This window comes from Granulicella arctica, from assembly GCF_025685605.1.
Classification (GTDB): domain Bacteria; phylum Acidobacteriota; class Terriglobia; order Terriglobales; family Acidobacteriaceae; genus Edaphobacter; species Edaphobacter arcticus.
On the sequence record NZ_JAGTUT010000001.1, the window covers coordinates 58,113 to 82,401 of the forward strand.

At 55.7% G+C, this 24,289-nt stretch carries 18 protein-coding genes; 6 read left to right on the plus strand and 12 right to left on the minus strand.

The genetic code is table 11. The features are described 5' to 3' along the window. Positions 1-35: 35 nt before the first annotated feature. Positions 36-3,065, minus strand: coding sequence for a sensor histidine kinase (locus OHL20_RS00280; RefSeq protein ID WP_263381216.1), 3,030 nt, complete (start codon positions 3,063-3,065; stop codon positions 36-38). Positions 3,066-3,199: 134 nt separating this feature from the next. Here OHL20_RS00280 and OHL20_RS00285 point away from each other — a divergent pair, with 134 nt between their 5' ends. From OHL20_RS00285 to OHL20_RS00295, 3 genes are all read left to right on the plus strand, one after another. Beyond that, positions 3,200-3,574, plus strand: coding sequence for a hypothetical protein (locus OHL20_RS00285; protein ID WP_263381217.1), 375 nt, complete (start codon positions 3,200-3,202; stop codon positions 3,572-3,574). Between the two features lie 55 nt (positions 3,575-3,629). Beyond that, positions 3,630-5,084, plus strand: a complete 1,455-nt coding sequence (locus tag OHL20_RS00290) for a catalase (protein WP_263381218.1) — start codon at positions 3,630-3,632, stop codon at positions 5,082-5,084. A gap of 77 nt (positions 5,085-5,161) precedes the next feature. Next, a complete protein-coding gene (locus OHL20_RS00295) occupies positions 5,162-5,542 on the plus strand; it encodes a rhodanese-like domain-containing protein (protein WP_263381219.1) in 381 nt (126 codons plus the stop codon). A gap of 243 nt (positions 5,543-5,785) precedes the next feature. Here OHL20_RS00295 and OHL20_RS00300 read toward each other — a convergent pair whose 3' ends face one another. Then, the gene (locus OHL20_RS00300) at positions 5,786-6,397 is read right to left on the minus strand and encodes a TetR/AcrR family transcriptional regulator (RefSeq protein ID WP_263381220.1); all 612 of its coding nucleotides are present in this window, start codon (positions 6,395-6,397) and stop codon (positions 5,786-5,788) included. Positions 6,398-6,707: 310 nt separating this feature from the next. Here OHL20_RS00300 and OHL20_RS00305 point away from each other — a divergent pair, with 310 nt between their 5' ends. Together OHL20_RS00305 and OHL20_RS00310 are read left to right on the plus strand one after the other, a co-directional pair. Further along, complete coding sequence (locus OHL20_RS00305) at positions 6,708-7,460, plus strand: SDR family NAD(P)-dependent oxidoreductase (RefSeq protein ID WP_263381221.1); 753 nt, start codon at positions 6,708-6,710, stop codon at positions 7,458-7,460. Between the two features lie 93 nt (positions 7,461-7,553). Next, complete coding sequence (locus tag OHL20_RS00310; protein ID WP_263381222.1) at positions 7,554-8,300, plus strand: SDR family NAD(P)-dependent oxidoreductase; 747 nt, start codon at positions 7,554-7,556, stop codon at positions 8,298-8,300. A gap of 57 nt (positions 8,301-8,357) precedes the next feature. Here OHL20_RS00310 and OHL20_RS00315 read toward each other — a convergent pair whose 3' ends face one another. The 5 genes from OHL20_RS00315 to OHL20_RS00330 form a co-directional block, all read right to left on the minus strand. Continuing rightward, entirely contained in the window at positions 8,358-8,570 is a 213-nt protein-coding gene (locus OHL20_RS00315) for a hypothetical protein (protein WP_263381223.1), read from the minus strand. 21 nt (positions 8,571-8,591) lie between these two features. Next, positions 8,592-8,870 (minus strand): acetamidase/formamidase family protein, encoded by a 279-nt coding sequence (locus OHL20_RS25085; protein WP_396272516.1) that lies wholly within the window; start codon positions 8,868-8,870, stop codon positions 8,592-8,594. Next, positions 8,771-9,706: a hypothetical protein gene (locus OHL20_RS00320; RefSeq protein ID WP_263381224.1), complete on the minus strand. Its 936-nt coding sequence runs from the start codon at positions 9,704-9,706 to the stop codon at positions 8,771-8,773. The genes OHL20_RS25085 and OHL20_RS00320 overlap by 100 nt, the downstream gene beginning before the upstream one ends. A 78-nt stretch (positions 9,707-9,784) precedes the next feature. Further along, positions 9,785-10,750, minus strand: coding sequence for a PHP domain-containing protein (locus OHL20_RS00325; protein ID WP_263381225.1), 966 nt, complete (start codon positions 10,748-10,750; stop codon positions 9,785-9,787). Then, positions 10,728-11,474, minus strand: a complete 747-nt coding sequence (locus OHL20_RS00330) for a hypothetical protein (protein ID WP_263381226.1) — start codon at positions 11,472-11,474, stop codon at positions 10,728-10,730. The genes OHL20_RS00325 and OHL20_RS00330 overlap by 23 nt, the downstream gene beginning before the upstream one ends. A gap of 412 nt (positions 11,475-11,886) precedes the next feature. On the opposite strand from OHL20_RS00330, the gene OHL20_RS00335 reads away from it, so the two are divergent. After that, positions 11,887-13,671 carry an ArnT family glycosyltransferase gene (locus tag OHL20_RS00335; protein ID WP_263381227.1) on the plus strand — a complete coding sequence of 595 codons (1,785 nt, stop codon included), beginning with the start codon at positions 11,887-11,889 and terminating at the stop codon, positions 13,669-13,671. Between the two features lie 282 nt (positions 13,672-13,953). On the opposite strand, the gene OHL20_RS00340 is transcribed toward OHL20_RS00335, so the two are convergent. The 5 genes from OHL20_RS00340 to OHL20_RS00360 all read right to left on the minus strand — a co-directional run bounded on the left by OHL20_RS00340 (position 13,954) and on the right by OHL20_RS00360 (position 24,278). After that, the gene (locus OHL20_RS00340; protein ID WP_263381228.1) at positions 13,954-14,397 is read right to left on the minus strand and encodes a hypothetical protein; all 444 of its coding nucleotides are present in this window, start codon (positions 14,395-14,397) and stop codon (positions 13,954-13,956) included. Positions 14,398-14,910: 513 nt separating this feature from the next. Beyond that, positions 14,911-15,285 carry a VOC family protein gene (locus OHL20_RS00345; RefSeq protein WP_263381229.1) on the minus strand — a complete coding sequence of 125 codons (375 nt, stop codon included), beginning with the start codon at positions 15,283-15,285 and terminating at the stop codon, positions 14,911-14,913. A 223-nt stretch (positions 15,286-15,508) separates the two neighbouring features. Then, positions 15,509-16,318 (minus strand): cupin-like domain-containing protein, encoded by an 810-nt coding sequence (locus OHL20_RS00350; RefSeq protein WP_263381230.1) that lies wholly within the window; start codon positions 16,316-16,318, stop codon positions 15,509-15,511. 645 nt (positions 16,319-16,963) lie between these two features. Continuing rightward, entirely contained in the window at positions 16,964-18,832 is a 1,869-nt protein-coding gene (locus OHL20_RS00355; protein ID WP_263381231.1) for a glycoside hydrolase family 127 protein, read from the minus strand. Positions 18,833-19,079: 247 nt separating this feature from the next. Next, positions 19,080-24,278, minus strand: coding sequence for a DUF7948 domain-containing protein (locus OHL20_RS00360; RefSeq protein WP_263381232.1), 5,199 nt, complete (start codon positions 24,276-24,278; stop codon positions 19,080-19,082). Positions 24,279-24,289: the final 11 nt, after the last annotated feature.

Below are 24,289 nucleotides of genomic sequence, written 5' to 3' on the forward strand. Positions count from 1 at the left end.
CACGGTTGTTCAGAAAAGCGGAAAGCAACGCTTGGTTATCGTTTCTGTGGAGGGGGACGGGCCACGTTCATTGGCATTCTCAGTTCCCATTCCGTCCCTGCCTTGAGTTGGCTCCAGAGGTCCAGTTCGGCGCCGATGGTCTTCGCCCGCTCGCGCATTCCGGGTAAGCCCCAATGCTTTTCGCGGAACCCAGCCCGCAGAATCTTCGGATCGATGCCGACACCATTGTCGCGAACACGGAGTACAAATTGCTGGTCCCCATAGATCATCTCGACTTCGACCTTCGCAGCTGCTGCATGGTGAAAGGCGTTTGCAATCGCCTCTCTTGTAATCCGGTAGAGTTCATCTCGGACGATCGGATGCAGATCACAAATATGACCAGTGACTACCAGACTAAAGCTTGTCGTATGCGCTTTCGAAAACTCGTTGCCAACGACGGAGAGCGAACGGGGAAGATTGTCTGTCTCGGTTCCCTCTCCCCGTAAATTAAGGATGAGGCCCCGCCCATCCAGCATGACCTGATCGGATTTGCGGAACGCTTCTTTAAGTAGTTGACGCGATTGCTCATTTCCGTCGATGTGCTTGGTCGCCGTATGAAAGCTCAGGAGGACTCCTTGCACTCCTTGCAGGAAGGTGTCATGAAGATCCCTGGCGATGCGTTCTCTCTCGCTGACACGTGCATAAAGATGCTCCTTAAGCCGCTGGGTCATCTGGTGGAGTCTGACCCAGTACAGTAGCCATAAGAAGACGACGAAAACAACTCCGCAGAGGAGACGAAACAACATGCTCTGCAGAAATGTTGGGGGAATATCGAAGCCAAGGCTCGCTCCCGCCTCGTTCCACACATCGTCGTTGTTACTGGCGATCACCTGAAAACGATAGTGGCCGGGCGGCAGACGGGAGTAGACAGCCTCCCGTCGTGTTCCTGGTTCCTGCCATCCCTGGTCGATGCCATCCAGTCTGTATTTAAAACGGACTCGCTGGGGGATGAGAAGGCTGGGCGCTGCGTAGTCGATGATGAGACTTCGGGTGTTTTTTGGCAGTGTGATCAAGGATGGATGACGGTACACCTGTCCATCGGCCGTGGCGGATTGAATCCACACCGGAGGGGGAAGAAGATTCCTCTTCAACTCAGAGGGATTCAGCCAGGTCACGCTGCCTTGCAACGCGAAATAAAGCCGGCCATTTTGAGCGCTTATGACAGTTGGAAGATGATGCAGTTGTTCCGGAGTGCCGGTGAGTCCATCGAGGTAGGTAAAGCGGTCTGCGTGGACCCGATAGGTTGGGTTCGCCAGAGCCAGCTCAATTTCGTGGGACGGAATGTGGAATACACCGAGGGCAGTATTGAGCCAGAAATCGCCGTCCTGACTCGTTGCAACCCCGGAGACACCACTCAATTGATCCTCTCCTGCTACGAGGAGATGGCGAAAGTTTCCGCCATCATCAAACTCTAGTCCCTGCGCACCTCCAGCCCAGATCCGTTTCGCAATCTCGACCAGAGAGGTGACCACGCTCAAACTAAGTCCTTGCGCTGCCCCAATATGCGTGAGTTCTTTGCCCCTAATCGTAATGATCTGGTTATCGATGTACCCAAACCATAAACGCTGTTCCGAGTCCGTGAACATGCTGACGGCAGGGTTCTTTGGGAGTGTAGCAAGCCCTCCTGAACGGTCCCAGGTGCTTCCCACCAGGCGGAATACCCCATCGTGGAGATAGGAGACCCAGAGCGCACCGTCTTTGTCCATAGTCATCGCCTGGACAACATGAGGATTGTCATCGAGGCCGCTCGGCAATGGGTACGAGATGAAGCGTGACCCGCTTAGCTGGTAAAGATGTTCGGAGTTGGCAAGCCAAAGATGACTGGAGGGATCGCGATAGACGCACTCAACACCTTTGGGCGCATCGCGTACTGGTATTGCCACGTTGTCATGCACCTGTGCGAGCTGATCGGAAGCGATGATCAGACCCCCGTTCGCATCAGCAGCCATTGCGAGATAGGTGGAGCCGGCCAAGAGTTTGACGGGAGAGAACGGGATGCTCCTAAATTGATCCAAACCCTTGGCTGTGACGACCCAGATGCCTCTCTCCCGACTTTCAATGACGTCGAATGCATAATCGCTTGTCAGTCCGTCTTGCGCTGCGAAGTGCTCTGCATTCGTTCCGTTCGACCTGATCTTGCTCTTTGCCTCCGGATCAGCAATCAGGAAAACACCGTGATCGACGGTCGTAATCCATAGAGCACCCTCAGAATCGATGTGAATGCCCTCAGATCGAAACGGGTAGGCGATGCCGGTTGCTGTGTAGTTTCCATCATGAGTCGTGATTGCGCGGATTGATCCTACCGCGCTTGCCAACCACACGGTTCCGTCAGGGGATTCTGAGAAATCAACGTTCTGAAGTCTCTTTGAAGCAACAAGGTGGAACTGCACCTCTCCTTCACGAAGAAAGCTGAGCCCGTCTCTCGTGCTGGTCCATAGCGTTCCCCGACTGTCGACAAAGACATTATCGGGGTACTCACTTGGATAGCCCCAATGCACTCCGACGTTTTGCCAGCGCGAACCAATGAGGCGGACCAGGCCATACTGTGTCGCGGCCCATATCGTGCCTTTACGATCTCTCGCGAAGGCACGCACCGTTCCCTGAGCCAGCCCATCGGCTGCGGAGTACGTTACAAGATGATCATTCAGAAGAAAACTCGCACCGCCCTGCTCGTAGCCGACCCACAGACCTCCGTCAGGTAGAGATTTCACTACAGAGATGTCCCTGGACAGCGCCTCACCATCGTGATTTACCTGATAGGCCTTGAAGCTGATCCCATCGAAGAAATAGAGGCCATGGCTTGTTCCCAGCCAGAGATAACCATCCTTGCCCTGCGCAATGGAAGTGATACTCGGTGCCCCATCAGGGACGGTCCAATGACTGTGATAGGCATCGTGGATTGATGAGGCCGGAACAAGCGCAAATGCGCTTGGGCATACGATCCCTAGCACCAGGAATAGGCCTGCCACAGCGAGCTGGTTAACGAAATGCTTCCAAGCCGCTCGCACCGAGCCCGGGCGGGTCATCTGTCAGCGTTCCATTCTTCACCACATCCCTATGATACCTCTCCGACATAAAGGCCCTTCCCCCCGAAAGGGCTACTCATCTGTGAGTGGATCAAGGTTGGCGCCCTCTTCAGGCTGAGAGTAGATCTAAAAGAGTGCAGCGACTTTTCTCAATGTTTCCAGCAGGCGCGGTAGGTGCAGCACTTTTACTCATGCGAATCTCTGTAGCCGCGCTGCTGCTCTTGTTGCTCTTTTCTGGCGATTACGCCAGGTTCTGCTGGTGGGAACTCACTTTAGTGGTTGCGGTTGTGAGTTCCTTATGCCTTGGTATTTACACTCCGCTTTCCAGCACAATCTGCGCTTTCGTCGAGATCGTTCACCTTTTCACTCTCAGGGGCACTGATGCTCTTCACCTGCTTGTTTCCATTCTCGTGACATGTTGTTTGGCAGTTCTTGGCCCCGGAGCGTTCTCGATCGATGCCAAGCTGTTCGGGCGACGCCTTATTGAACTTGGCGAATTACCAGAATAGTTATTCGGTGTTCAGGCTTGTCGCACGCCGATTTCTCATCATCTAGGAGCGCACCATGAAGAAGTTGACAACAGCATTCGGCGCACCGGTCGTCGATAACAACAACATCCAGACCGCTGGCCCACGCGGGCCCGCCCTTCTTCAGGATGTTTGGTTTTTAGAGAAACTGGCTCACTTTGACCGTGAGGTGATCCCGGAGCGCCGAATGCACGCCAAAGGTGCAGGCGCACACGGGACCTTCACCGTCACGCACGACATTACGAAGTACACACGCGCCAGGCTTTTCTCAGAGATCGGGAAATCGACGCCGATGTTTGCGCGGTTTTCGACAGTCGCCGGTGAGCGAGGAGCTGCTGACGCCGAGCGCGACATTCGAGGGTTCGCCTTGAAGTTCTACACCGAGGAAGGCAATTGGGATCTCGTCGGCAACAATACACCCGTGTTCTTCCATCGCGATCCCGTCAAGTTTCCAGACCTTAATCATGCAATTAAGCGCGACCCCAGAACCGGCATGCGCAGTGCACAAAACAACTGGGACTTCTGGACACTGTTGCCCGAGTCCCTTCATCAGGTCACGGTAGTGATGAGCGATCGCGGCATACCCCGCTCCTTCCGGCATATGCACGGGTTCGGCAGCCACACCTACAGCTTCATCAGCTCTGACAGCACCAGATATTGGGTAAAGTTCACGTTCAAGACCATGCAGGGTATCGAGAACCTGACCGACGCCGAAGCGGTCGAGATCGTCGGACGCGATCGAGAGAGCAACCAGCGGGATCTTTACGAGAGCATCGAACGAAAAGACTTTCCGCAATGGAAGCTTTTCATCCAGATCATGGAAGAGAAGGATGCCGGCTCCTATCACCTCAATCCATTCGATCTCACTAAAGTCTGGCCTCACGTGGACTATCCGCTCATCGAAGTAGGGGTTCTGGAACTCAACAAGAATCCGGAAAACTACTTCGCAGAAACAGAGCAGGTAGCCTTCTCCCCAGCAAACATCGTTCCGGGGATCAGCTTTTCTCCAGACAAGATGCTGCAGGGTCGCCTCTTTGCGTACGGTGATGCGCAGCGCTACCGTCTCGGCGTAAACCACAGTCACATCCCAGTAAACGCTCCGCAGTGTCCCTACCATAGCTACCATCGAGATGGCCAGATGCGAGTGGATGGCAACGCCGGAGGCACCACTAGCTATGACCCCAACAGCAACGGAGAATGGCTGGAGCAACCCGATTTCGCTGAACCGCCATTGGCAATCGAAGGGGCGGCGGCACATTGGGACCACCGTTTGGATGAAGACAACTACTCGCAGCCTGGCAATCTATATCGCATGCTGAAAGCGGACGAGCAAACGCGTCTTTTCTGGAATACCGCCCGTGCTCTTGGTGATGCAAGCGAAGAGGTGAAGCAGCGGCATGTGACCAATTGCTCGAAAGCGGACGCGGCATATGGCACGGGCGTCGCGACCGCACTCAAGATGCTCGCATCGGGTGCAAGTCAACCGGCCTAGTCAACCACGTCTCCTCAGCTAGCCAGTTGTGCATCCCGGCCCCAGGATCGTTGCACAACTGGCCGGATCGAAAGGGTATGGAGGTCAATCTGGCCTGGACCATAGCTTCCATCGTTGCACTCATAAGTCTTGGATGGGTACTCGTGGCTCTTCGCCGCCGCCATCGTCGCCAAGAAGCCAAAGACCATAGCATCACGCCGGAAGCACTCTATCAACTGCTGAAAGAGGATAAGAACCTGCTTCTTTTCGACGTGCGTGTGCCTCTCGACCTGCTTGCGCACTCCGAGATCATTAGAGGAGCCATGAGACTGCCTCCAAAAGAGATTAGCGACAGAGCGAACTCTATCCCAAAAGACGTAGATATCGTGATCTACAGGACCTCCCTGGACAACAACACACTTCATCTGGTGCTCCAGATCACTCAGAAGCTGAAGTTCTGCAGACTCAAGATGCTGTAGGGCGGCTTTGAAGGATGGAAGAACAGGGGTCTGCCTGTCGAGGTCTACTCTGTTCCGTTCCACCTCGATACACCAACCTTCTAGCTGGCCGATTGCCCTACTGTGCTGTCGAGCAACATCTACCGGCACCAAAGGTCCATGCATCCTCACTGGGAACGCACATCGATGATGTCGAAAGTCGCTACAACTCAGAAGGAACACCTCCTGCGCATCGGGCAATTCGTGCCAGAACGCCGGTCCTGGCTAAGCAGTCGGCCAAGCGCGCAGAGAGGTCTGTGCCAAATCGAGAAGCTCCTCTCGGGTAGCCCCGTTAATACCCTGAATGGTCATGCTCTGATCGATGGCCGTTATAAACCTTGCAAGACTCTCGACATTCGCACTCCTCGGAAGGTCTCCCTCTCGTTTCGCTCGTGCGAAGCGTTGCTGCAAGGCTTTTTGAGAACCAACTCTCACCCTGATCAGTTCTTCGCGAATCTCCGATCCTTCTTCGGTCGCTGGAAGCGCACTCTGCACGGTCATGCAACCATGAGGGTAGCCGGGGCGCGTGAGGAAGACTGCAGTCTGCGAGAGATAACGCTCTGCAACTTTGTAAGCAGTCGGTTCCTTCATCGCATCTTTGTGAGGGGTTACTCTGAGCGAAATGTATCGTTTCAGGGCCTTGAAGAACAAAAGCTGCTTGTTTCCAAAGACACCATACATCGTGGCCCGGTTGATGCCCATGGCCTTCGTGAGATCGATAAGCGAAGACCCTTCGTACCCTTTTTCCCAAAAAACATACATGGCCTGATCCAGCACCAGGGTTTCGTCGAACATCCTTGGTCGGCCCACAGACTTAGCCACATCTTTGACTTTCATGGGCATGCACCTTTCCTGGTTTTCGTTCAGAAACTCGGCAGCTACGTAACCGAAATGAAGATTTAGTTTGCCCGCGTGAGGTAGGCGCCGCTCTACTTAAGCGGCCCTTTCTCTAATATATAACCAATCGGTCTAAAATAGTGAAGCACATTTGGATGTCGTCACATCTTTATAGAAGCGAACGATTGCTGGGACTGAACCGAACGTTCAACCGGCCAATATTCACCTTCGCCGATCTCCGATTCATCTTGCACGGCAGCACCTGATACAGCTGCCCTAACGAATTAGTAGAAGCCGAAAGAGGACGAACATGGGTAAGCTTACGAACAAAGTGGCAGTGGTTACGGGAGCTTCAAAAGGAATTGGCGCAGCAATCTCAAAGCAGCTCGCGTTGGAAGGCGCTTCTGTCGTCGTGAACTACGCCTCCAGCAAGGAAGGTGCGGACAAAGTTGTAGCCGAGATCATCGCGGCTGGAGGCAACGCAATCGCCGTTGGAGCCAGCGTTGCCAAGGAAAGTGAGATCGGATTCCTCTTCGAGGAGACAAAGAAGGCTTATGGCAAGGTCGATATCCTTGTGAATAATGCTGGTATATATTCCTTCGCTCCAGTCGAAGGCGTGACCTCAGAGGACTTCAACCGCCACTACGCGACCAATGTATTGGGGCCACTGCTGGCCACGAAGGCCGCGCTGCCTCTCTTTCCTTCGACCGGAGGTAGCATCATCAACATCAGTTCCGTCGTGAGCACGATGGCTCCTCCCACCTCCTCGATCTATTCCGGCTCTAAAGGTGCCCTGGACACACTCACCAAGGTACTGGCCAAGGAACTTGGACCGAAACACATCCGTGTGAACGCGATCAATCCTGGTCTGGTCATCACGGAAGGCCTTCATGCGGCCGGTATGGCAGGCAACGCCTTCGAGGATCAGATGGTCGCGATGACGCCACTCGGTCGCGCAGGACAGCCGGATGATATCGCTCTGCCCGTTGTGTTCCTTGCGTCGGATGATGCCCGCTGGATCACCGGCGAAACGATTCTGGTTTCGGGTGGCGCTGGTATCTAAATGAATGGTTCAGCAGGGAGTGCCTCACGCATCTCCCTGCTGGCATTTGCACTTCACTTATAAGCACACACGGGAAATGTACGAGGGAGTCCAATGTCATTACTAAACGGCAAGACAGCCATCATCACTGGCGGCAGCAGCGGGATTGGTCTCGCGACAGCCAAGCGGTTCGTCGCTGAAGGCGCTTTTGTGTTTATTACGGGCCGTCGCCAGACGGAACTCGATAAAGCAGTCAACGAGATTGGCAAGAACGTGTCCGCCATCGCAGGCGACATCTCCAAGCTTGAGGATCTTGACCGGATCTATAAGACCGTGGCGGAGACAAAGCGCAAGCTTGACATCGTGGTTGCCAGCGCTGGCTTTGTCGGCTTGGCTTCCACGATGGAGATCACCCCAGAGCACTTCGACCAAACCTTCGACATCAATGCACGCGGAACGTTCTTCACGATCCAAAAAGCGCTTCCCTTGATGAACGATGGCGGTTCCATTGTTCTGATTGGCTCTGGAGTTTACGTGAAGGGCTTTCCAAACTATCTGACCTACGCCGCAACCAAGGCAGCCTTACGTTCCTATGTGCGAACTTGGACCACAGAGCTCAAAGATCGCAAGATTCGAGCGAACATCGTTACCCCGGGCATGATTGAGACGCCGATCATCGACGCTCAGTTCCCAGAGGCAGAGGGTGTCGGTGCCCGTGCCTATTTCTCCTCAATTACTCCACTTGGCCGACTCGGATTACCTGAAGAAGTGGCTGCGGCTGTTCTATTTTTAGCATCCAGCGAGAGCAGCTACATCGCCGGCATTGACCTTCCGATCGACGGTGGTATCACTGCGGTGTGAAGGGTTCTATTCTGATAGGCCGGGACGGAAGATGGTCCGGGCCTCTCTTCAAGGGAGCTACTTGCGATCGAGAGCCTTGAGGTTATCTTTATTTATTTTCAAGACCACGCCCGCATCTCGATCCGCGATCTCCGCGATGACGTATTCGGCCGAGCTGCCAAGCACCTGAGCAATTTCGGAAGGTGTTAGCGCATAGTCTTGCTCTAACCACTGCGCCATTCCAGACGTGGCACGGCGAGTTGCTTCATCAATGGACCCGGCAAAGCCCAATGCCGCAATATGATTAGCCGTTTAAACACGCGGCGTTGCGATAGCTTTCTGATGAATGATCTCAACCTCGAATTCGACATCCATGGACGTTTCGAGCCCCCACTCTGTGGTTTCTCCATCTCCCATGGCAGCATGGGCGTCCCCAAGATAAAGAAGCGCCCCTGGCTGAGTGACAGTCACGTATACCGTGGCGCCTCCCCTCACACCGTTGTAGTCCATGTTGCCGCCATATCTACCTTCTTCCCCACTTGAGAAAGGTGCGAATCCGAAGGCTGGCGCCACACCGACACAGCCCAGCATAGGATGAAGCGGGACAGAGTAGTTCTTGAGATGGCCTGTTGCGTCAGCGGGTCTGGCGACACCGTTTTTTCTGTCCAGCACCCATCGAACCGGCTTACCAGGTTATTTGCCTTAAGCGCCAGTCGTGAAGTTTTGGCGCGCTCCGTGATTGCGTCGAGGCTATCGGCATAGTCCCGGTTGAGTCGCAGACTTCTAAAGTGCACAGCGAGTACATCCCCTGCCTGCGCTCCTCCTACAAAGAATGGTCCTGTCTGAGGATTGCCATACAAGGCTCGCGTGAGACCATGTTCGTCGACACCACCGGAGTCGATCGTCTTGGTGCGGATCGTGTCTCCTGGCCAGATGGTGAGCACAGGAGCGATGTCCGCCGAAAATTGGTTGGAGAAGGTTGTAGGTACAAATTCGATGACTTTCGGTGGCCTCGCAGGCCTTTCTTCTAAAGCCTTGGCAGAAAATGCATGCTCCACATGCACGTTTGGGGTGGCGGCCTCAGTCACCATGAGAGATGCGGTGATCTGATTCAACTTCATGGATCCGCTGAAGACATACGTTGTGCTTTGCGAATCCCTAACCACGAAGTGAACCTTGCTGCCCTCAAGCGTTCCAGTAAGAGCATTTCCATCGAGGCTCCCACTTAACGCTGAACCCACAAGCCCAAGCGAAAGCGTCTGGTAGAGGTGATTGCCATACATATCGGTGACGGCTAACCAGCTTTTCGGCACATTCGCCTGACCTAAAACTGATCCCTGTGCGCCAAGGGCGAGAGTAAGGAAGGCGCAGTAAAGAAGGGCGAGGGGTTTGTGGATTCTTGGCATCTGGTGACGTTTACGCTCCACCGTTCTACTTTGTTCCGCGAGCAGTGGCCTGCTGCTCGCTTAGGTTCTTCTCGAAGGAGCGCTGACCTGCGTCAATGACTAGCGGTTAGCCACACCTTCCATGGTCCTCTTGTAGAGAAAGGTGTCCATCGTCTCGTCTTCCGGGATCGGGTAGAGCGGGAACTGGTAGCCCATGTCCTTCATGACGAACTGAAGCCGCGACGAAAGTTCCCCAGTCTCAGCGATCGCGCATGGCAGATCACGGAACAGGACCGACATCTCCCTGGCACCCAGCATCTGGCGATTCGCATTCTGCTGGAGCAGGAGCCCAGCTTCATCGAGCGTGCATCGATGGCGGATCGCGCTCATAAGGTCCAGTACCTCCCGCTCGAAGGCTATCGCCATATTCGGCCCGTTGGTCGCAAGCAGTGGGAGATGGAGTTCGCGAGCAAGTGCCATCGCCGCCTGGTTGCGGGCCTCCTGTTCGCGGAGGCGATGCCGCTGCAGTTCCACGTAGACGCCGTTCTGCCCGAAGGTCTGGACCAGCGTCCTTAAGGTCCGCCGCCCTTCCTCCAACCCTCCGCGGGCGAGAGCAGCCGCCAGCGGTCCTTCGTCGCCACCGGTGAGACAGACCAGGCCCTCTGCCCGCTCCTCGATCATGCGGTAGGGCGCGATGCCTTCGCCCTTCGTCATCTGCTGGAGCTTGTAGCCAGTGATCAACTGCGACAGGTTCCTGTAACCGGTCTGCGACTCACAAAGGAGCGAGAGCCGTACCGGCTGTTCCGGGATCGTGTGCGGCTGCCAGCTCTCCGGAAGCACCTGGTCTCCAAACTCCCCGGTCGAGACCTCGGCTCCGATGTGACTGCAAAGACCAAGCTTCTGTGCCGTCATGTAGAGCCGCGGCGCTCCGTACAAACCGTCCCGATCGAGGATGCCCAGAGCAGGCATGCCCAGGTTGGCGGCCTGTTGTGCCATCGCCTCCGGCATGGAGGCTCCTTCCAGAAACGAGAAGGCAGAATGGCTATGCAGTTCGACATAGCCGTCAGTCATACTGACCTGCCACATACCAGGTTCCCGGCTCCGGTTCGTGTCGCAGGCGAAGAGCCTGCGGCGGGTGTGCGATGACCGCATCCCACTCGTTCGCGTCCCATCGCCGTCCATCCCACCAGTAGCCGCTCGATTGCCACGGGCCGCTTACGTTTTTAAGCTCCAGCCGTTCGCCTCGCCAAAACAAAAGTGCTGGAACCATATCGTGAGCCACGACTCTGGCCTGCTGCGCGGGCCGAAAGCGGCGCAGTGCAGATCGGACAACCACCGGTTGCGCTGGCGACTTGCCTCCCGCACTCGGCTGGAACGGCACCATCACGAATGCGTCATCGCAGAAGCTGTTCGCAAAAGCCGGCGATCCCATGTTCTCTTCGCCCACGATTGCCTTGAGCCTTGCAATTAGCAGGTCGAGCTTGTCTGGCTCCGGGAACTGCGCCTGGAACAAGCCGCGTTGCGACACTTGTGGAATCGCTGGCTCTGCATTTAGGCTCACGCCAAGAATGCCGGCCTGCGGAGGCTCAGCCCGTAACTTCAGATGGAGCGGCTTGAGAAGAAGATCTTTGCTCTGCACGGGAACGGCAGGCCGCACCTCCAGTCGATGCGGAGCAAGCTTCTCGAGGTCGAGCGTGATCGCCACACTTCGCAGTGCATAGGCGTGGTTCATGGCCTGCCGGAGCATGGTCTCGAGCATCGGCGACACGATGAACAGCAACGATTCGAGCGAGTACGCACGATGGCTCACTGGAGATCGAGTGCCGATCGACCTCCTAAGGCCATTCAACCCTGAACGCATGACGGCAACCTGTGTTGATCCAGGGACCGCGGTCACAGCAAAAGAAGCCACTCTTTTCGACAGCCTCTAACCGCATGAGGATCGAGCATTAGAGGAAAGAGGCTCTTTGCTTCTGCTCCCGGAGGAATGATGCGACCTTTTCGTTATGAGTCGTTGCGTAGATGGCGCGCCTGCGCGAGTGCAAACGATGCGTCAATGAGTGAAATTGGCGATTATGCACTCGCGGCGAAGGCGACCCAATAACTACCCAGCTGCCGCAATTCTGGTTGCGAAAGAGAGGACACGACGATATCGCAAGACACCATCGCTCCTCTTTGAGAGACTCGCAAAGCTGCTTTATACTCATCGCGAGTATCGTGCTATGACGCAAGATTCCCAGATTCGCCGCTATAAGGGTATGTCGCGCCGCATGACGTGGCTGCTCGTGGGGGCGTTGCTGGTGCTGTTATGGCTGCAGCTCTTTGCGCTCAGTCGACGCACGTCGATGAGCTGGGATGAGGGTCACCATCTGTTTGATGGGTACACGGTGCTCAAACATGCTGATTTTGATCTGAATCCTGAAGTTCCGCCGATCGCGAAGATCGTTGCAGCACTGTCCCTGCTCCCGTTGCAACTCGTCGAGCCAGTGCAACAGGGTCGCCCATCACAACTCGAGGCTTTTCTTGATGGTAAAGACTTTCTATTTCACAATGATGCTGATCGGTTACTTCTGCGAGGACGTCTTACGGTAGCGCTCTTTACGGTTCTTCTGGCTTTGATTGTGTTCGTGATGGCTGAGGCCATGTTCGACACATTGACCGGCCTTCTTGCTCTGGCATTCTTCGTCTTCGATCCGAACCTGCTCGCGCATGGAGCTCTCGTTACCACAGACGCGGCCATCACGTGTTTCGTTTTGGCCAGTGTTTTCAGCTGGTGGCGTTACACGCGTGAGCCTTCAGCGGGACGCCTGCTGCTGGCCGGCCTGCTTGTAGGCCTGGGGTTCGCGACAAAGTTTACCGGCCTGTTTCTCATTCCGACTATCGCTCTCCTCGTCTTATGGGAAGCTGCAGTGAATCGAAGCGTAGCTCTGCTCCGCCGCCGGGCACTTGCATTAGGCGTCACTCTCACTGTTGCGTACCTCGTTCTTTGGACGAGCTATGGTTTCCGCTATGCCGCTCGTCCGGACCATCGTCAACTGAATCCGACGCTAGATGTTTACCTTGGCGACTATGCTCGCGTTGCTAATCCAAGACCTCTGGCGCTGTTGGCCCGCACGCATCTCTTACCGGAGGCGTATCTCTGGGGTCTAGCTAATACGAAACTGACGGAAGATCGCAATGTGAGCTACCTCTTCGGCACGATTCGCCGTCATGGCACGCCTCTATATTTTCCTGCCGCGTTCCTGATCAAATCCACCTTGCCGCTGCTTCTTCTAGTGACGATTGCTGCGTGGGTGTTTTTTCGCTTTCCTGTGCTTCGACAACGATGGATCGTAGCTATGGTGCCGGTGGGAGTATTCTTCGCGCTTGCAATGCGTTCCAGCATGAACATCGGTGTGCGACATCTACTTCCGATCTATCCGTTCCTCTACATCATTGCTGCGTCCACTTTGACCACGCTGATAGATAGGGACCGGAGGTGGATTATCAGCGCCGCTGTCCTGATTTGCTTCCAGGCTTTCACCTCGCTTCGTTGCTTTCCTGCGGATATCGCCTATGCCAACGAGGCGTGGGGTGGCCCGAATAATGTTCACCGATTTCTCTCAGATTCGAACTCTGACTGGGGTCAGCAACTGAAGACGGTTGCGGGATATCTCCGTGACCATCATGTTGACTCTTGCTGGTTGGCTTACACGGCGAGTGGCGTGGTTGATGATCGCTACTATGGTGTTTCCTGTCGGCCACTGCCGACGACTGTCAATTTATGGTGGATCCCTATAACCATGTCTGTGTCTGATGAAATCAATGGCACGGTGCTAATCAGCGACGATGAATTGGAAGGAACTGACCTACCATTTGGCGCTCCGAATCCGTATGCTGCTTTTCGAACTATCAAGCCTGTTGCAATTCTGGATGGAGGGTTGTTCGTATACCAAGGCCGCTTCGACATGAGTCAGGCCTCGCGCAGCGTCGCAGAGGCTCGTCGCATCGTTCCCGCCAAGTACTAAGTGTCATTTACCGATGTTCTAGACCATCAACCGCTTCGAATCGACGCGTGCCAGCGATGTGCTGCTCGTTAGCGTTTGCTTCTGGGAACTAGCCAAGGATGGAATCGCTTATCGGCAGTGATCCGCCTAATCCATCCTCAACTGGCGAGTGCAGGTCGAGTCACTCATCCACGTCTCCTTAATGAGTGCATTGGCGGTTACGCTCTTCGAGATCACGACTGACGACAACGGCGTCTACCGTTACTTGCGCCGGACGGTCAGATCCATCAGCTTTCTTGGAGGTTAGGAACCGATCATGAGTTCGGCGATCTCGGTCCACTGGCCCTCCTTATCAATCTGCAACAAAGAACTGCTGCGAATCTCTCCAACGCCGAATCCCCACCGCAAGCTTCTTCCGTCACCGAGCAACTGGACGTCGCTCTCCAGGTAGCGACCATCATTCCACGTCCGTATACGGTAGCTTCCAGTCGCGTCGTCGTAGGAGATGATGCCGAGCGCCTGGAGGACAGGTGTTTGGTCTTCCTGTGTTCGTCCCATTCCCCCAATCACCAATAGAAGCCCGTCGAGCTTGTATCGGACCTCTTCGGTTTGCGCTAGAGTAGTCGGGTCGCCAGCGCCGCGCTGCACGTGCGACTCTCCGAACCAAGTTCCGATGAGGAAATCCAGCTTCTCCATAGCGGCGCGCTGCTTTTCGAGATCCGGTTGATGTAGCGGCTGTTGCGTCATTCTGGATGCGACCCTTCCGAGTAAGAGGATCAGGGCTCTTGCTTTATGCGGATGATTGTACTGATCCACTCCCTCCAAGCGTCCAGAACTCAGGGGGTGTGCACCTTCCCGTCCAATTCGATCTTTGAGCACCAGAAACAAAAGCAAACATCCCTATCTGGAGCAAACTCGAACAGATCTAAGCGACGCCAGTAATGAATGCCTACGCGGCACAACAGTCCGGCTACTGCGATGGCTTCCTGCTCCCTGTTGGGCCACAAACGGGCCATTGAGGCGACCAATTCTTCGTCGGAGGGAGCGCTTGTCATGGAATCACCCCCTCATTTAGACACCGCGATCTACGCGCAAGTTCCAATGCGCTGACATTGGTCCCTGGAAGTTGCATTGTCGGAAGTGATCGGCCCGGAAAGGGCCTGCCAGCCCAGACGTGCCGGCTCAAAATCTTGCAGGCGCGTTTCTGGACACAACTTATAACGTTCCATGCAGCTCGGGGCTACACTAAATTCGGCGCCGCTAGATAGCAGCGAGAGGATCGCGCAGATGTTGCGCAATCCCCACGGAGTTACCTTCTGGATCAGATATGACGACGAATCGCATAAAGCCTGCGGCTTCAACGGGCTGCCCCTCAACGGTGACGCCCCGTGCCCTTAGCTGAGCAATGGTCGAGTCGATGTCCTGGGTCCCAAGCGTGAGTTGGGAAAGCGGTTTGCCAAATGTATCGGACCGGTCTCCAAAGATCGAGAGCCGCGAAGTCCCTGCCAACACCGCAAGAAGGTTAATTGCCGAAGTCTCCTGTAAGACAGGCAGTCCGAGCTGATCTACATAGAAGTGACGAGCCGCAGCAAGATCACGAACGTGCAGTTCGAAGCTTGTCGATGTGAAGAGCATGAAGAATCCTCCAGAGGCGAATCTAGTACAGCATGCCGCATGCCGGTCACTCAATGCGAAATGTAGAAATGTAACCCGTACGCGCGACGCAGGCTGAGGATTCGGAATGGGAAGTCGGCTTATCGCCAGCGACCGTCAAATGAAGAAAGTGGATTTCTCGAGAAATAAGATTTAACCCTGGCACATGGGAAGAGACAGGGACAGGAGACTGGAATGAACCCTGTCATCGGTCCCTACCTAACACCGCAGGGGATCTTCCGCGTCTTAGCCAGAAATTGATCATCAGGGAGTCTTCGTGGTTCTCCACGAAATGACTCCATCCCGCAGGTACATAGAGCAGATCGCCCGCACGCTGCGTGATGGAGATCGGTGTAGCCTTCGAGAACTCCGGGAAGCGCGTAGCATCCGGAGACTTCGCGTTAACCATGCTGACTCCGAAGTCTGGGAGCGCATTCGGTTTCGGATGAATCATATATAGATAAGGAAAATCGGCTGGCGGATAGAGGAGCCATTCTTTGGTCCCGAAGTATGCGAACGAGAAGTTGTCCGGGATGTCCTTGTGCAGGGCAGTCACCGTTCCCTTCCTACCCATCCACATCCGCGGCTCATTGAAAAAATAATCAGGGTAGAAAATCGGAAAAGGGACACCGAGATCGCGCGCCATCTCGACGGGTATCACGGTGCCGGCGGCATAGGCCGTCCCGGCATCGCTTACCTGCATGAATTGTTCCCCAATGAAATTTCTTAGGGGCATCGCTTCTTCGCGGCGATTCAGGTAGCTACCTGGATCTGCCATATTGCCGAAACGGACGTTCACGGCCTGATCACCGTAGGCCCCTTGCAGCAGACCTAAGATCTCCGCTTCAGAGAACTTTAACGCACCCAGCCGCAGTAGAAAAGGCATGGAGCGCGCTGCATATTCTTCCGAAAACGCCTCGTCACTCAGAGAATCAAGAACGTCCAGGGCGGCGAGGCGAGGCATCTCACAGGTAGCCTCAAATATCCGGGGAAACCAAACAACAGGACTGTCCATTTATCGACTCCTACACATTTTGAGAATAAATCCTGGACGACTCCAGCCCGGTCTAAAGTAGAACAATCAGTACCAGAATATCGTTGACTTTGGCGTCTTCTATGCAGTCCCGACCGGTTCACGGAACGGGCTCGAATATCGCTTTGCCGTCTTCTAAAATCCTCACGCGCTGCCGGCGACCAAGCTGCCGCCTTCCATGCTGAGGTTCAAAGAGACGCTTACCTATTTTGTGCGAGGGACGGAACGGTGCGGGCCGTAGCTGGCGTCACCCGAAGTTCCTCGTCGAGTACGGCGGTGTGCGACGGTGCAGCATGGCATGCCAACCGCCGCACTATCACTTCCGCCGGATTTCTTCTTACACTCATAGTCACCATCCGTTCTTCAACTCGCGATAACAGGCCGAGTCACTCATCGAGCAAAGACCGACATACTTCGAGCATTAGTCCTGAGGAACATCCTTACCTCAACTGGGTGCTAGGTCGAATCTCGGGCGGGTCGCGCGGCATTGACAATCGCTGCAGAACTAACAGACGGCGTGGGACAACTGTGGAGGACTGTCCATCAATGCCGGGATGGACACGAGCCTGTGGTCTGCTGTGCCCTGCTGAGAAGAACGCTCTCTATAAAGTTGCTTCGCAGTAAAGCTCAGATGGCGGTGACGTAAGTGGAATAGGGTCGGTCGCCTACTTCAACAAAGGGGACCATGCGGCGAGGCCCACTATTACTTTTGACGGTCCATTCCATGCGCCCGGTACGTTCGGCGGCAAGGAGCGCGTCGCGTGAAAGCGAAAGCGAGCCCAACTCCGAGGACTCGCGGAGGGCTAAGAGCACGAGCGGACCGTAAAGCAAGGCGACAGTGTTGGGGTGTTCAGGTCCGCCGTTCGAGGGTATGGCTTCGAGGTTCAGGGATATGGGGAGACGGAGTTCTACGATGTCGCCGTTGCGCCATGTGCGTTCGATTGTGGTAAAGCTTTTTTCCGCGGCGATGGTTGCCGGGTGGTTGTTGATGAGCAGCATGTTTTTGTTACCTGCCCATGCGGGGATGCGAAGGCGGAGCGCAAACGTTGCCGGTGACGAGGAAGCGATGTGCAGGCGAACGGTGCCGTCTGCGAGGAATTCGCCTGTCTGTTCGAGGGTGATGGGATTGTCACCTTCCATCCAGCGCACTTTTGATGGCTGATATAGGTTGACCCAGACGGCGCCAGGCTCGCGAAAATAAGTGTTGATGCCATAATCTGCCACCACCTGCGGCAACGTTCCAGCGCAACAGGGCCAGATTGTGCTCGAGTAAATGCGCTTGCCAATGTAGTTGTAGTCCTGGTGATAGAAAGCGTGGCCATCGGACTGTAGAGGAAGCGCCCCAAGGATTGTGTTCAGCATCACTCGCTCCATGCTGTCGCCGTACTTGCCGTCGCGGGTAGCGCGCAGGAGATATCGCGTCAGCTTCATGTGTGCATAGCTGCCGCACGGCGTCTCAAAACTGTTGTGCGAGGAGGTGAGGCTGCTGGCGAGTTCGTCGTAACCGGGCTTTTTCAGCAGTTCGTTCGAGCCCCAGCCACCGGTCGCAAAGCTCTGTTGCTGAAGCATAGCGAAGCCGTTACGCGCCGCCTCGAGATGCATGGCGCTCTTACCCACGAAATATGCCTGCATGGCGGAACTGAGGGCATTTATATAGCTGTATGCATGCCGATCAGACAGGACATTTACATTGCGTGAGAGCGGCTCGAAGTAGGTGGAGTTTTCGAGATATTGCTCTGCGATGCCGCGATAGCGCGGACCTGCTCCCAGGGCGGAGACGAGATAGAGGTTCTCGGGTATGGTGTAGCTTTCGTCCCACATCCATTCAGGGCCCGCACCGAGCTTCCAGGCGGTCTCACGTTTTACTGCTCGGCCGGGGAGCGAGGGCGCGGCATAGTCGGTGATTTGATCGAGGATCGCGAAGGCAGTCTTATCGTCAGCGAGGCAGTGCGCGTCCTTTAGGCCACAGACAAGCTTGTCGTAGCTGTAGGCTGGGAAGACGGTCTTGACGAAGTAGCCAGGGCCGATGCATTCGGCCATGAGCTGGTTCAGGCGCCTGGCCTGTTCAGCGAGTTGCGTGTTGCCGGTGGCGTCGTCGAACTTCGACTGAGCGTAGAAACGAGACAGCGCAGAGACCCACTGGCCAAAGCTGTGGCCGGGGGCGAGACCACCGACATCGTGGTGGAAGTCGTAGTTGGGATACCACTGATACCATCCCGGGAGACTCGTGCCGGGAACCGGCCTCCCGACCGTGTCGCTCATTGCACGGAAGGGATAAAGCAGCGAATCTTCATTGAGGCCGGTGAGAATGTTAAGGACGTTTTCACGCTGCTGGATCTGGCGAGTGCCGAGAATTGACACCTGATCATAGCGAAACTCTTCAAGCGGAGCTTCGGGTCTTAGTTGAGTGACAAAGTATGAGTGGTCGAATGCAGGAAGGGATAAGGCAGCGGCGATACCTTCCAGGGCGGTGCGGCGAGTGACGCGAGGGCTCATTGAATAAGGTCCAGTTAGCGTTTTTGCTAACGCAATCACTTTACTCGCTTGCGGTGTTCGCTTGGCGACCCGCCAACCCTTGGTACCGATACAGTCTCGCTGAGCGCATCGGCGATTTGGCACTAATCCTCAGGGAAGCGCGTTTCTGTAGACGACTCGGAAGCCTAGGTACTAAGCAGGCCCCGCGCCGGTCTGTTGAACATAACAAGTGGGTAAACAGCGCTGTCCCGCTTACGAAATTAGCCGATCAATTGACGGTCAACACAAGACCTTGAGTGATGACTGTTGAGCCTGCGGATCCACTGATTGTGAGATTGTATGTGCCGGCGGGCGTGCTGTAGACCTTTGTGGATCCGTTGTTGCCGGCGCTTCCGGAAGAGCAACCGGAAAGAGCAAACGGTGATATGCACACGAGCACGCCGATGCATCCAAGGATCGCGACGCGCAATTTCCTGCGCGTGAGTAGTCCTAGACCGAAAAGCGGAGCGAACCATAATCCTGCGAAGGTTACGTCCCGAGCAGAAATGCTCGCAGCCATAGTCTGCGCGGTGGAGACGGTCACGGTGTAGTTTGTGACGCTTCCTGATGTGATCGTCACCGTGGACGGATCTATATTGCAGGTCGCATACTGCGGAGCTCCCGTGCAGGTAAGTTTAACCGTACCTGAAAAGCCCGTGCCTCCGGTGATAGCAAGGGCGTATGTAGCTTTGTCTCCACTACTCACGCTGCTCGTCGTTGATCCACCTGGCGAGGTGCCCATAGTCAGAACAGGTACGCCGGTTCCTCCCAGTGTCGCTGTCTGTGTGGTAGTGGAAGCGTTGTCCCTAGCGGCAAGTGTGCCCGTCCGCGAACCTGTGGCGGAGGGAGTAAAGAGGACCGTAATCGTGCAGGGAGTTCCAGCCGCAAGACTTGCTCCGCAGGTATTCGTTTCTGAGAAATCGCCCGTGGCTACGATCCCGCTTATGGCAAGCGGCGCGTTTCCTGTATTTGTAAGCTGAACCGTCTGTGCATTGCTTGAGAGCGTCACGGCTACGTTGGCGAAGTCCAATGAGGATGCAGATAACGATGCACCCGGCAACGCAATGTTGATCGTGAACGCCGCGGAACCAGAGCTTCCTCCCCCTGGTCCAGGGGTGTAGACGGCGACCTGCGCAGTACCCGGCTGAGACAAGTTTGAGGCAAGAACCAGGGCTGTAAGCTGCTGGCCGCTGACGAAAGTTGTCGGGAGAGGCGTTCCATTCCAATCGATGACAGAATTCGAAAGGAAACTGCTGCCGGTCACCGTGAGTGTAACGCTTGACCCACCTGCGCTCACCGAAGCCGGTGAGATCGAGTTCAGCACCGGCATTGGATTTTGCCTAGATCCGGAAACCGCGCTCGTTTTCACCAGGTAGATACCAGCATCGGAGATGAAGGCAAAGCCATTCGTTCCCCAACGGACAAGGTTGGTTTGCTCTGCCGAGGTGATCTGAAAAAAGTTTAGCGTGGCATCTATGGTATGGGATTTCAGGCCATACGCAGAGATGACTGCAGCGCTGCTCGACCCGACTTGCTGTTCACCGATGGTGTAGAACTCGCCCAGCGAAGTGTCGAGGGTGATGTTATGGGTGTTGGGATACGAGGTCGAGTTGAATGTCGTTACGGGGAAAGAGCCGATTTCAGTCTCCGTAGCCGGATCCCAGATCTGACCTGCGCTCGTGTAGAGCAACGCGCCATCGGAAATGACTTGAGCTCCCGTCGTGGCGTTGCCGCCGTAGTTGGTCTCTGAGAGGCGCGTGTAAGAAAGGCCGGAGGGTGTCAAGTTCGCCGTCTGGAAGAACTTTCCTGTGATGAGGAAAGGTAAGCCATATACGGTAAGCGGGCTTCCGGCCAGGGCAATGCTTGCGAAATCAGGATCGGCCGTGCAGCAAATTCCGTCGTTAGGAACGTGATTAACTGCCCCGTAGTCGTTGTAGAGCGTAAGCCAATCACCCTGAGCCAGCAGCACCTGCTGCGGGTTTCCAGGTACCGTCGCCAGGTCGGTCGCCGGCACATTGGTGCAGGTCGTGCAGTATAGGTTTGGCGTGTACGCAAACGTGCGCTCTACAGCGTTCGTACTCAAGTTGATGCGTTGAACAGTCAGATCGGTCTGATTGGCGACGTACAGGTATGATCCATCACCCGACGCGGCCAGGATGCCCGGCTTGTTCCCAACGGCGATCGGCGTCTTCGTCGCACTGGTCGTCGGGTCTATGGGAATCACTGTATTGGGATTGCTGGCTGCCGTCGAAGAAGTTGATGCATAGAGAAGGCCTTTAGCTGGAACGGATACAAGGAACGATGGGGTGATCGCGATCGTCTGGTAGGGAGTGACGATCAGGCCCGCGCTTGTGCCGCCCGCCGGTTGCGGGTTCACCACGGTAAAGATCTGTTCTCCCAGGGCAGTAATCGCCCCAGCTGGAATGGTGGCTTGCAAGGCCGTGTTGCTCACGAACTGGGTGGATAATGCGGTGCCGTTCAGCTCAGCAACTGACTGCGGAGAGAAGTTCGAGCCTGTCAACGTTTCCGTGGTTGCGGTGTTCAGCAGCACCGTTGGCGCGGAGAGTGAGGACAACGTCGGGACTGGGTAAATCGCGTCTCCCGTGCCACTTAGAGTGACCATGAGCTGTGGCGTTTGCGGGTCATTGGAGAGCACCGTTACGGTTCCGGTTATTGTACCCGTGGAGGGAGGCGTGAACGAGATAGTGACGACGCAGAGAGAGTTCGCGGGGATGCTCCGGGTCGTACACGACTGGTTGACCAGCGCGAAACCGGATCCGGAGACAGTCACGCTGCTGATCGTCAGAGCCACTTGTCCCCTGTTGTAGAGAGCAAGCGTAGCGTTTGGCGCAGCCGTGCCTATAAGGAAGTGACCGAAAGGAGCAGGATTTGCACCCGCGGAGATACTGGGAGCAACCCCTTGCCCCCCGAAGCCAACGGTTTGCGGAAGAGTCGCGGCGTTGGTTGAAAAGGACAGGGAACCCGAGGTGCTGGCGCTGCTCACCGGCGTGAACGTGAGTTGAATGGGGCACGCGGTTCCCGGAGTGATAGAGCCGCAGCTCTGGTTGGCCACCACGGTCGACGCAGACGAAGTGATCGCATTGATGGTCAGCGCCGCGTTGCCGCAGTTTATCAGTTGAATGGTCTTGCTGCTGGAGGTGTTAGCGTTCACGTTTCCGAACGCAACGCTGCGGCTGCTGAAGCAGAGCGCTGGAGCAGCCACAGACATATCCATCTTCGCCACGAAACTGTGCAGATAAGAACTGTAAGGACTGGCAGCCGGTGGAGGAGTCGGCTGAAAGCTGCCTGCCGTCGTTGGAAAATCCGTTGCAAAGGTCGTTCCCACGGCAACTAGATGATCTTGCGCATCCACTGTCATGCCGCCGAAGTTTGAGCCCTCGTAGCTGGCGTTCCCCACGGCATCGAGGAACGAGCCGAACTTGACAGTGCTCAGGTCATGGCTCATCTCTGCCAGCACCATGCCCCATATGGTGCCCGTGCTGTTCAGTACGGTCACGAACGGATTCTGCAGCGGAAAGTCCGGAGAGCTCGTGGTGCCACCCACAAACACATTCAGATCGCTATCCAGCTTGATAGCAGAAAAGGAGCTGGACTCATAGTTCTGGCCCACGCCTGTTCCATCCAGGTACGTCGCCGCGAGTACGCTGGTTGCTCCAGGCGTTAGTTCCATGATGTATCCGGAACCGGATGCCGTAGAAGAGATGCTGCCGGTACTGGGCGCCTTTTGGTAGGCATTTGTGCTCACCGGAAGTGTTGTCTCGCCCGTCTCACCGGCGATCCATAAGTTTCCGCTGGGATCAATGGCCAGGCCACCAGCGTTGTCTGTACCCGGAAGATAGCTGGAAAAGTCCAGCGCAGTAGCTGTTGCGTTCAGGCGCAGCACGACGCCTGCGGAGGGATTTGAAGCGTTCACATAAGTGTTGGGGAACTGCGGCGCAATCACGCCGGGGGTGGTCGGCAGACCTAGGCCGCCCCAGCCAAGAACGGTCGCCCTTCCACTGCTGTCCACCGCAATACCGGTCGGAAGAAACGCATTGGTGTACGGCTGGCTGGGAGAGTTCGATGCGTTGCCCGGAACGATTGTGGAATATACCAGGTTGCCGATCGTATCTACTTTGAGGACGAACATCTGATCGTAGGGATATCCGAGCGGACTGCCTCCGAAGCTACCGGGCGTGACGTTGAAGCTTTTGTCGTCTGTCAGCCCGGCAAGATACGCATTGTCCGAAGTATCTACGGCCACACGGCCGTTCACACCGTTCGTGTAGTTTCCCTGCGTGCCGCCAATTCGACCCGCATAATTCAGACCCGAGCCATCAGGCTTGATCGAGGCGATGAAGTAGCAGGAACTGGTGTATTGGCAACTCACCGCGGACGGAACGGAACCCGCGTGAGGAAAGTCGCTGGAGGAGGCAATGCCGCCGACGATTGCGTTCCCGGCTGAATCCACAGTGATCGCTCCGCCGAAATCGCCGAAGCTTGAGGACGAACCGCCAAGATAGGTTGAATAAATCAGTGTCTTCCCGCTAGCGTCCAGCTTCGTGATGAAGACGTTCGTCGCACCGGAGCCTCCGAGCCCTGATTGGAACGGGTTCTCTGTCGGGAAGTTCGTTGAAGTGGTGTAACCGGTGACGAAAATATCGCCGCTTGCGTCTGTGGATACGGCCGTCACCTGGTCGGCTCCGGTCCCGGCCAGATAAGTAGCAAAGGTGATGACAGGGTCGATCACAAGCACTCGGGAGTGGTCATACTCGCCGAGATCGAACTTGATTTCTTGATCCTGCGAAAGACGGAACTTCGCGGGAACAATCGTTTTGCCTTCAGCCGTCATCTGGTAAGCGACGGGTCTATGGAACTCGATCGTGCCGCTAGGAGACGCAATGGCCAAGTCTCCATTATGTCGCACACTGACCGAAGAAGCGCCTCGAACGTGAAGCCTGATCTGTGACGGATCCGCGCCCGGAGATACATGAAAATCGTGCTCGAGTTCGCGATCGTTTCCATAGAAGTCGAGAGAAATGCCTTGATAAAGCTCTTTGTACTCCACTTCCGAATAGAGAGAAACGTTTCTGATCCATCGCGACTCGTCACTTCCGACGAAATAGTTGGTGTGCCCGGCAAGAGGCTGCGCGCCTCGGGGTGTGGCGCTGGCGCCACGAAAGTCCACATGGAGTGGCTGCGCGGCGTTGCCACCCAGTACGATATCCAGGCCGTTGTTCAAGAACAATGTATCGGCTCCATCGCGATGAAACCTGTACGCGTAGGGCTCAGCAATTTGGCCGCGGTTAACTTCAAAGGCTATTGGCAGGGTCTGAGGTGCCTTCTGTGCTGCTTGTGCCTGACCCGAAAGAGAGGGAAGGACGGACAGCATAGAGGCGAAGCAGAAACGTGCAGTGAGCCGAAACATAAAAAACTCCA

Bases quoted from the DNA above. Each gene is read 5' to 3' on its own strand.
- OHL20_RS00295 (WP_263381219.1), top strand. From the start codon at position 5,162: ATGGAGGTCAATCTGGCCTGGACCATAGCTTCCATCGTTGCACTCATA.
- OHL20_RS00345 (WP_263381229.1), bottom strand. From the start codon at position 15,285: ATGCTCTTCACATCGACAAGCTTCGAACTGCACGTTCGTGATCTTGCT.
- OHL20_RS00280 (WP_263381216.1), bottom strand. From the start codon at position 3,065: ATGACCCGCCCGGGCTCGGTGCGAGCGGCTTGGAAGCATTTCGTTAAC.
- OHL20_RS00310 (WP_263381222.1), top strand. From the start codon at position 7,554: ATGTCATTACTAAACGGCAAGACAGCCATCATCACTGGCGGCAGCAGC.
- OHL20_RS00350 (WP_263381230.1), bottom strand. From the start codon at position 16,318: ATGGACAGTCCTGTTGTTTGGTTTCCCCGGATATTTGAGGCTACCTGT.
- OHL20_RS00335 (WP_263381227.1), top strand. From the start codon at position 11,887: ATGACGCAAGATTCCCAGATTCGCCGCTATAAGGGTATGTCGCGCCGC.
- OHL20_RS00360 (WP_263381232.1), bottom strand. From the start codon at position 24,278: ATGTTTCGGCTCACTGCACGTTTCTGCTTCGCCTCTATGCTGTCCGTC.
- OHL20_RS00325 (WP_263381225.1), bottom strand. From the start codon at position 10,750: ATGTGGCAGGTCAGTATGACTGACGGCTATGTCGAACTGCATAGCCAT.
- OHL20_RS00340 (WP_263381228.1), bottom strand. From the start codon at position 14,397: ATGACGCAACAGCCGCTACATCAACCGGATCTCGAAAAGCAGCGCGCC.
- OHL20_RS25085 (WP_396272516.1), bottom strand. From the start codon at position 8,870: ATGCTGGGCTGTGTCGGTGTGGCGCCAGCCTTCGGATTCGCACCTTTC.
- OHL20_RS00305 (WP_263381221.1), top strand. From the start codon at position 6,708: ATGGGTAAGCTTACGAACAAAGTGGCAGTGGTTACGGGAGCTTCAAAA.
- OHL20_RS00355 (WP_263381231.1), bottom strand. From the start codon at position 18,832: ATGAGCCCTCGCGTCACTCGCCGCACCGCCCTGGAAGGTATCGCCGCT.
- OHL20_RS00300 (WP_263381220.1), bottom strand. From the start codon at position 6,397: ATGAAAGTCAAAGATGTGGCTAAGTCTGTGGGCCGACCAAGGATGTTC.
- OHL20_RS00290 (WP_263381218.1), top strand. From the start codon at position 3,630: ATGAAGAAGTTGACAACAGCATTCGGCGCACCGGTCGTCGATAACAAC.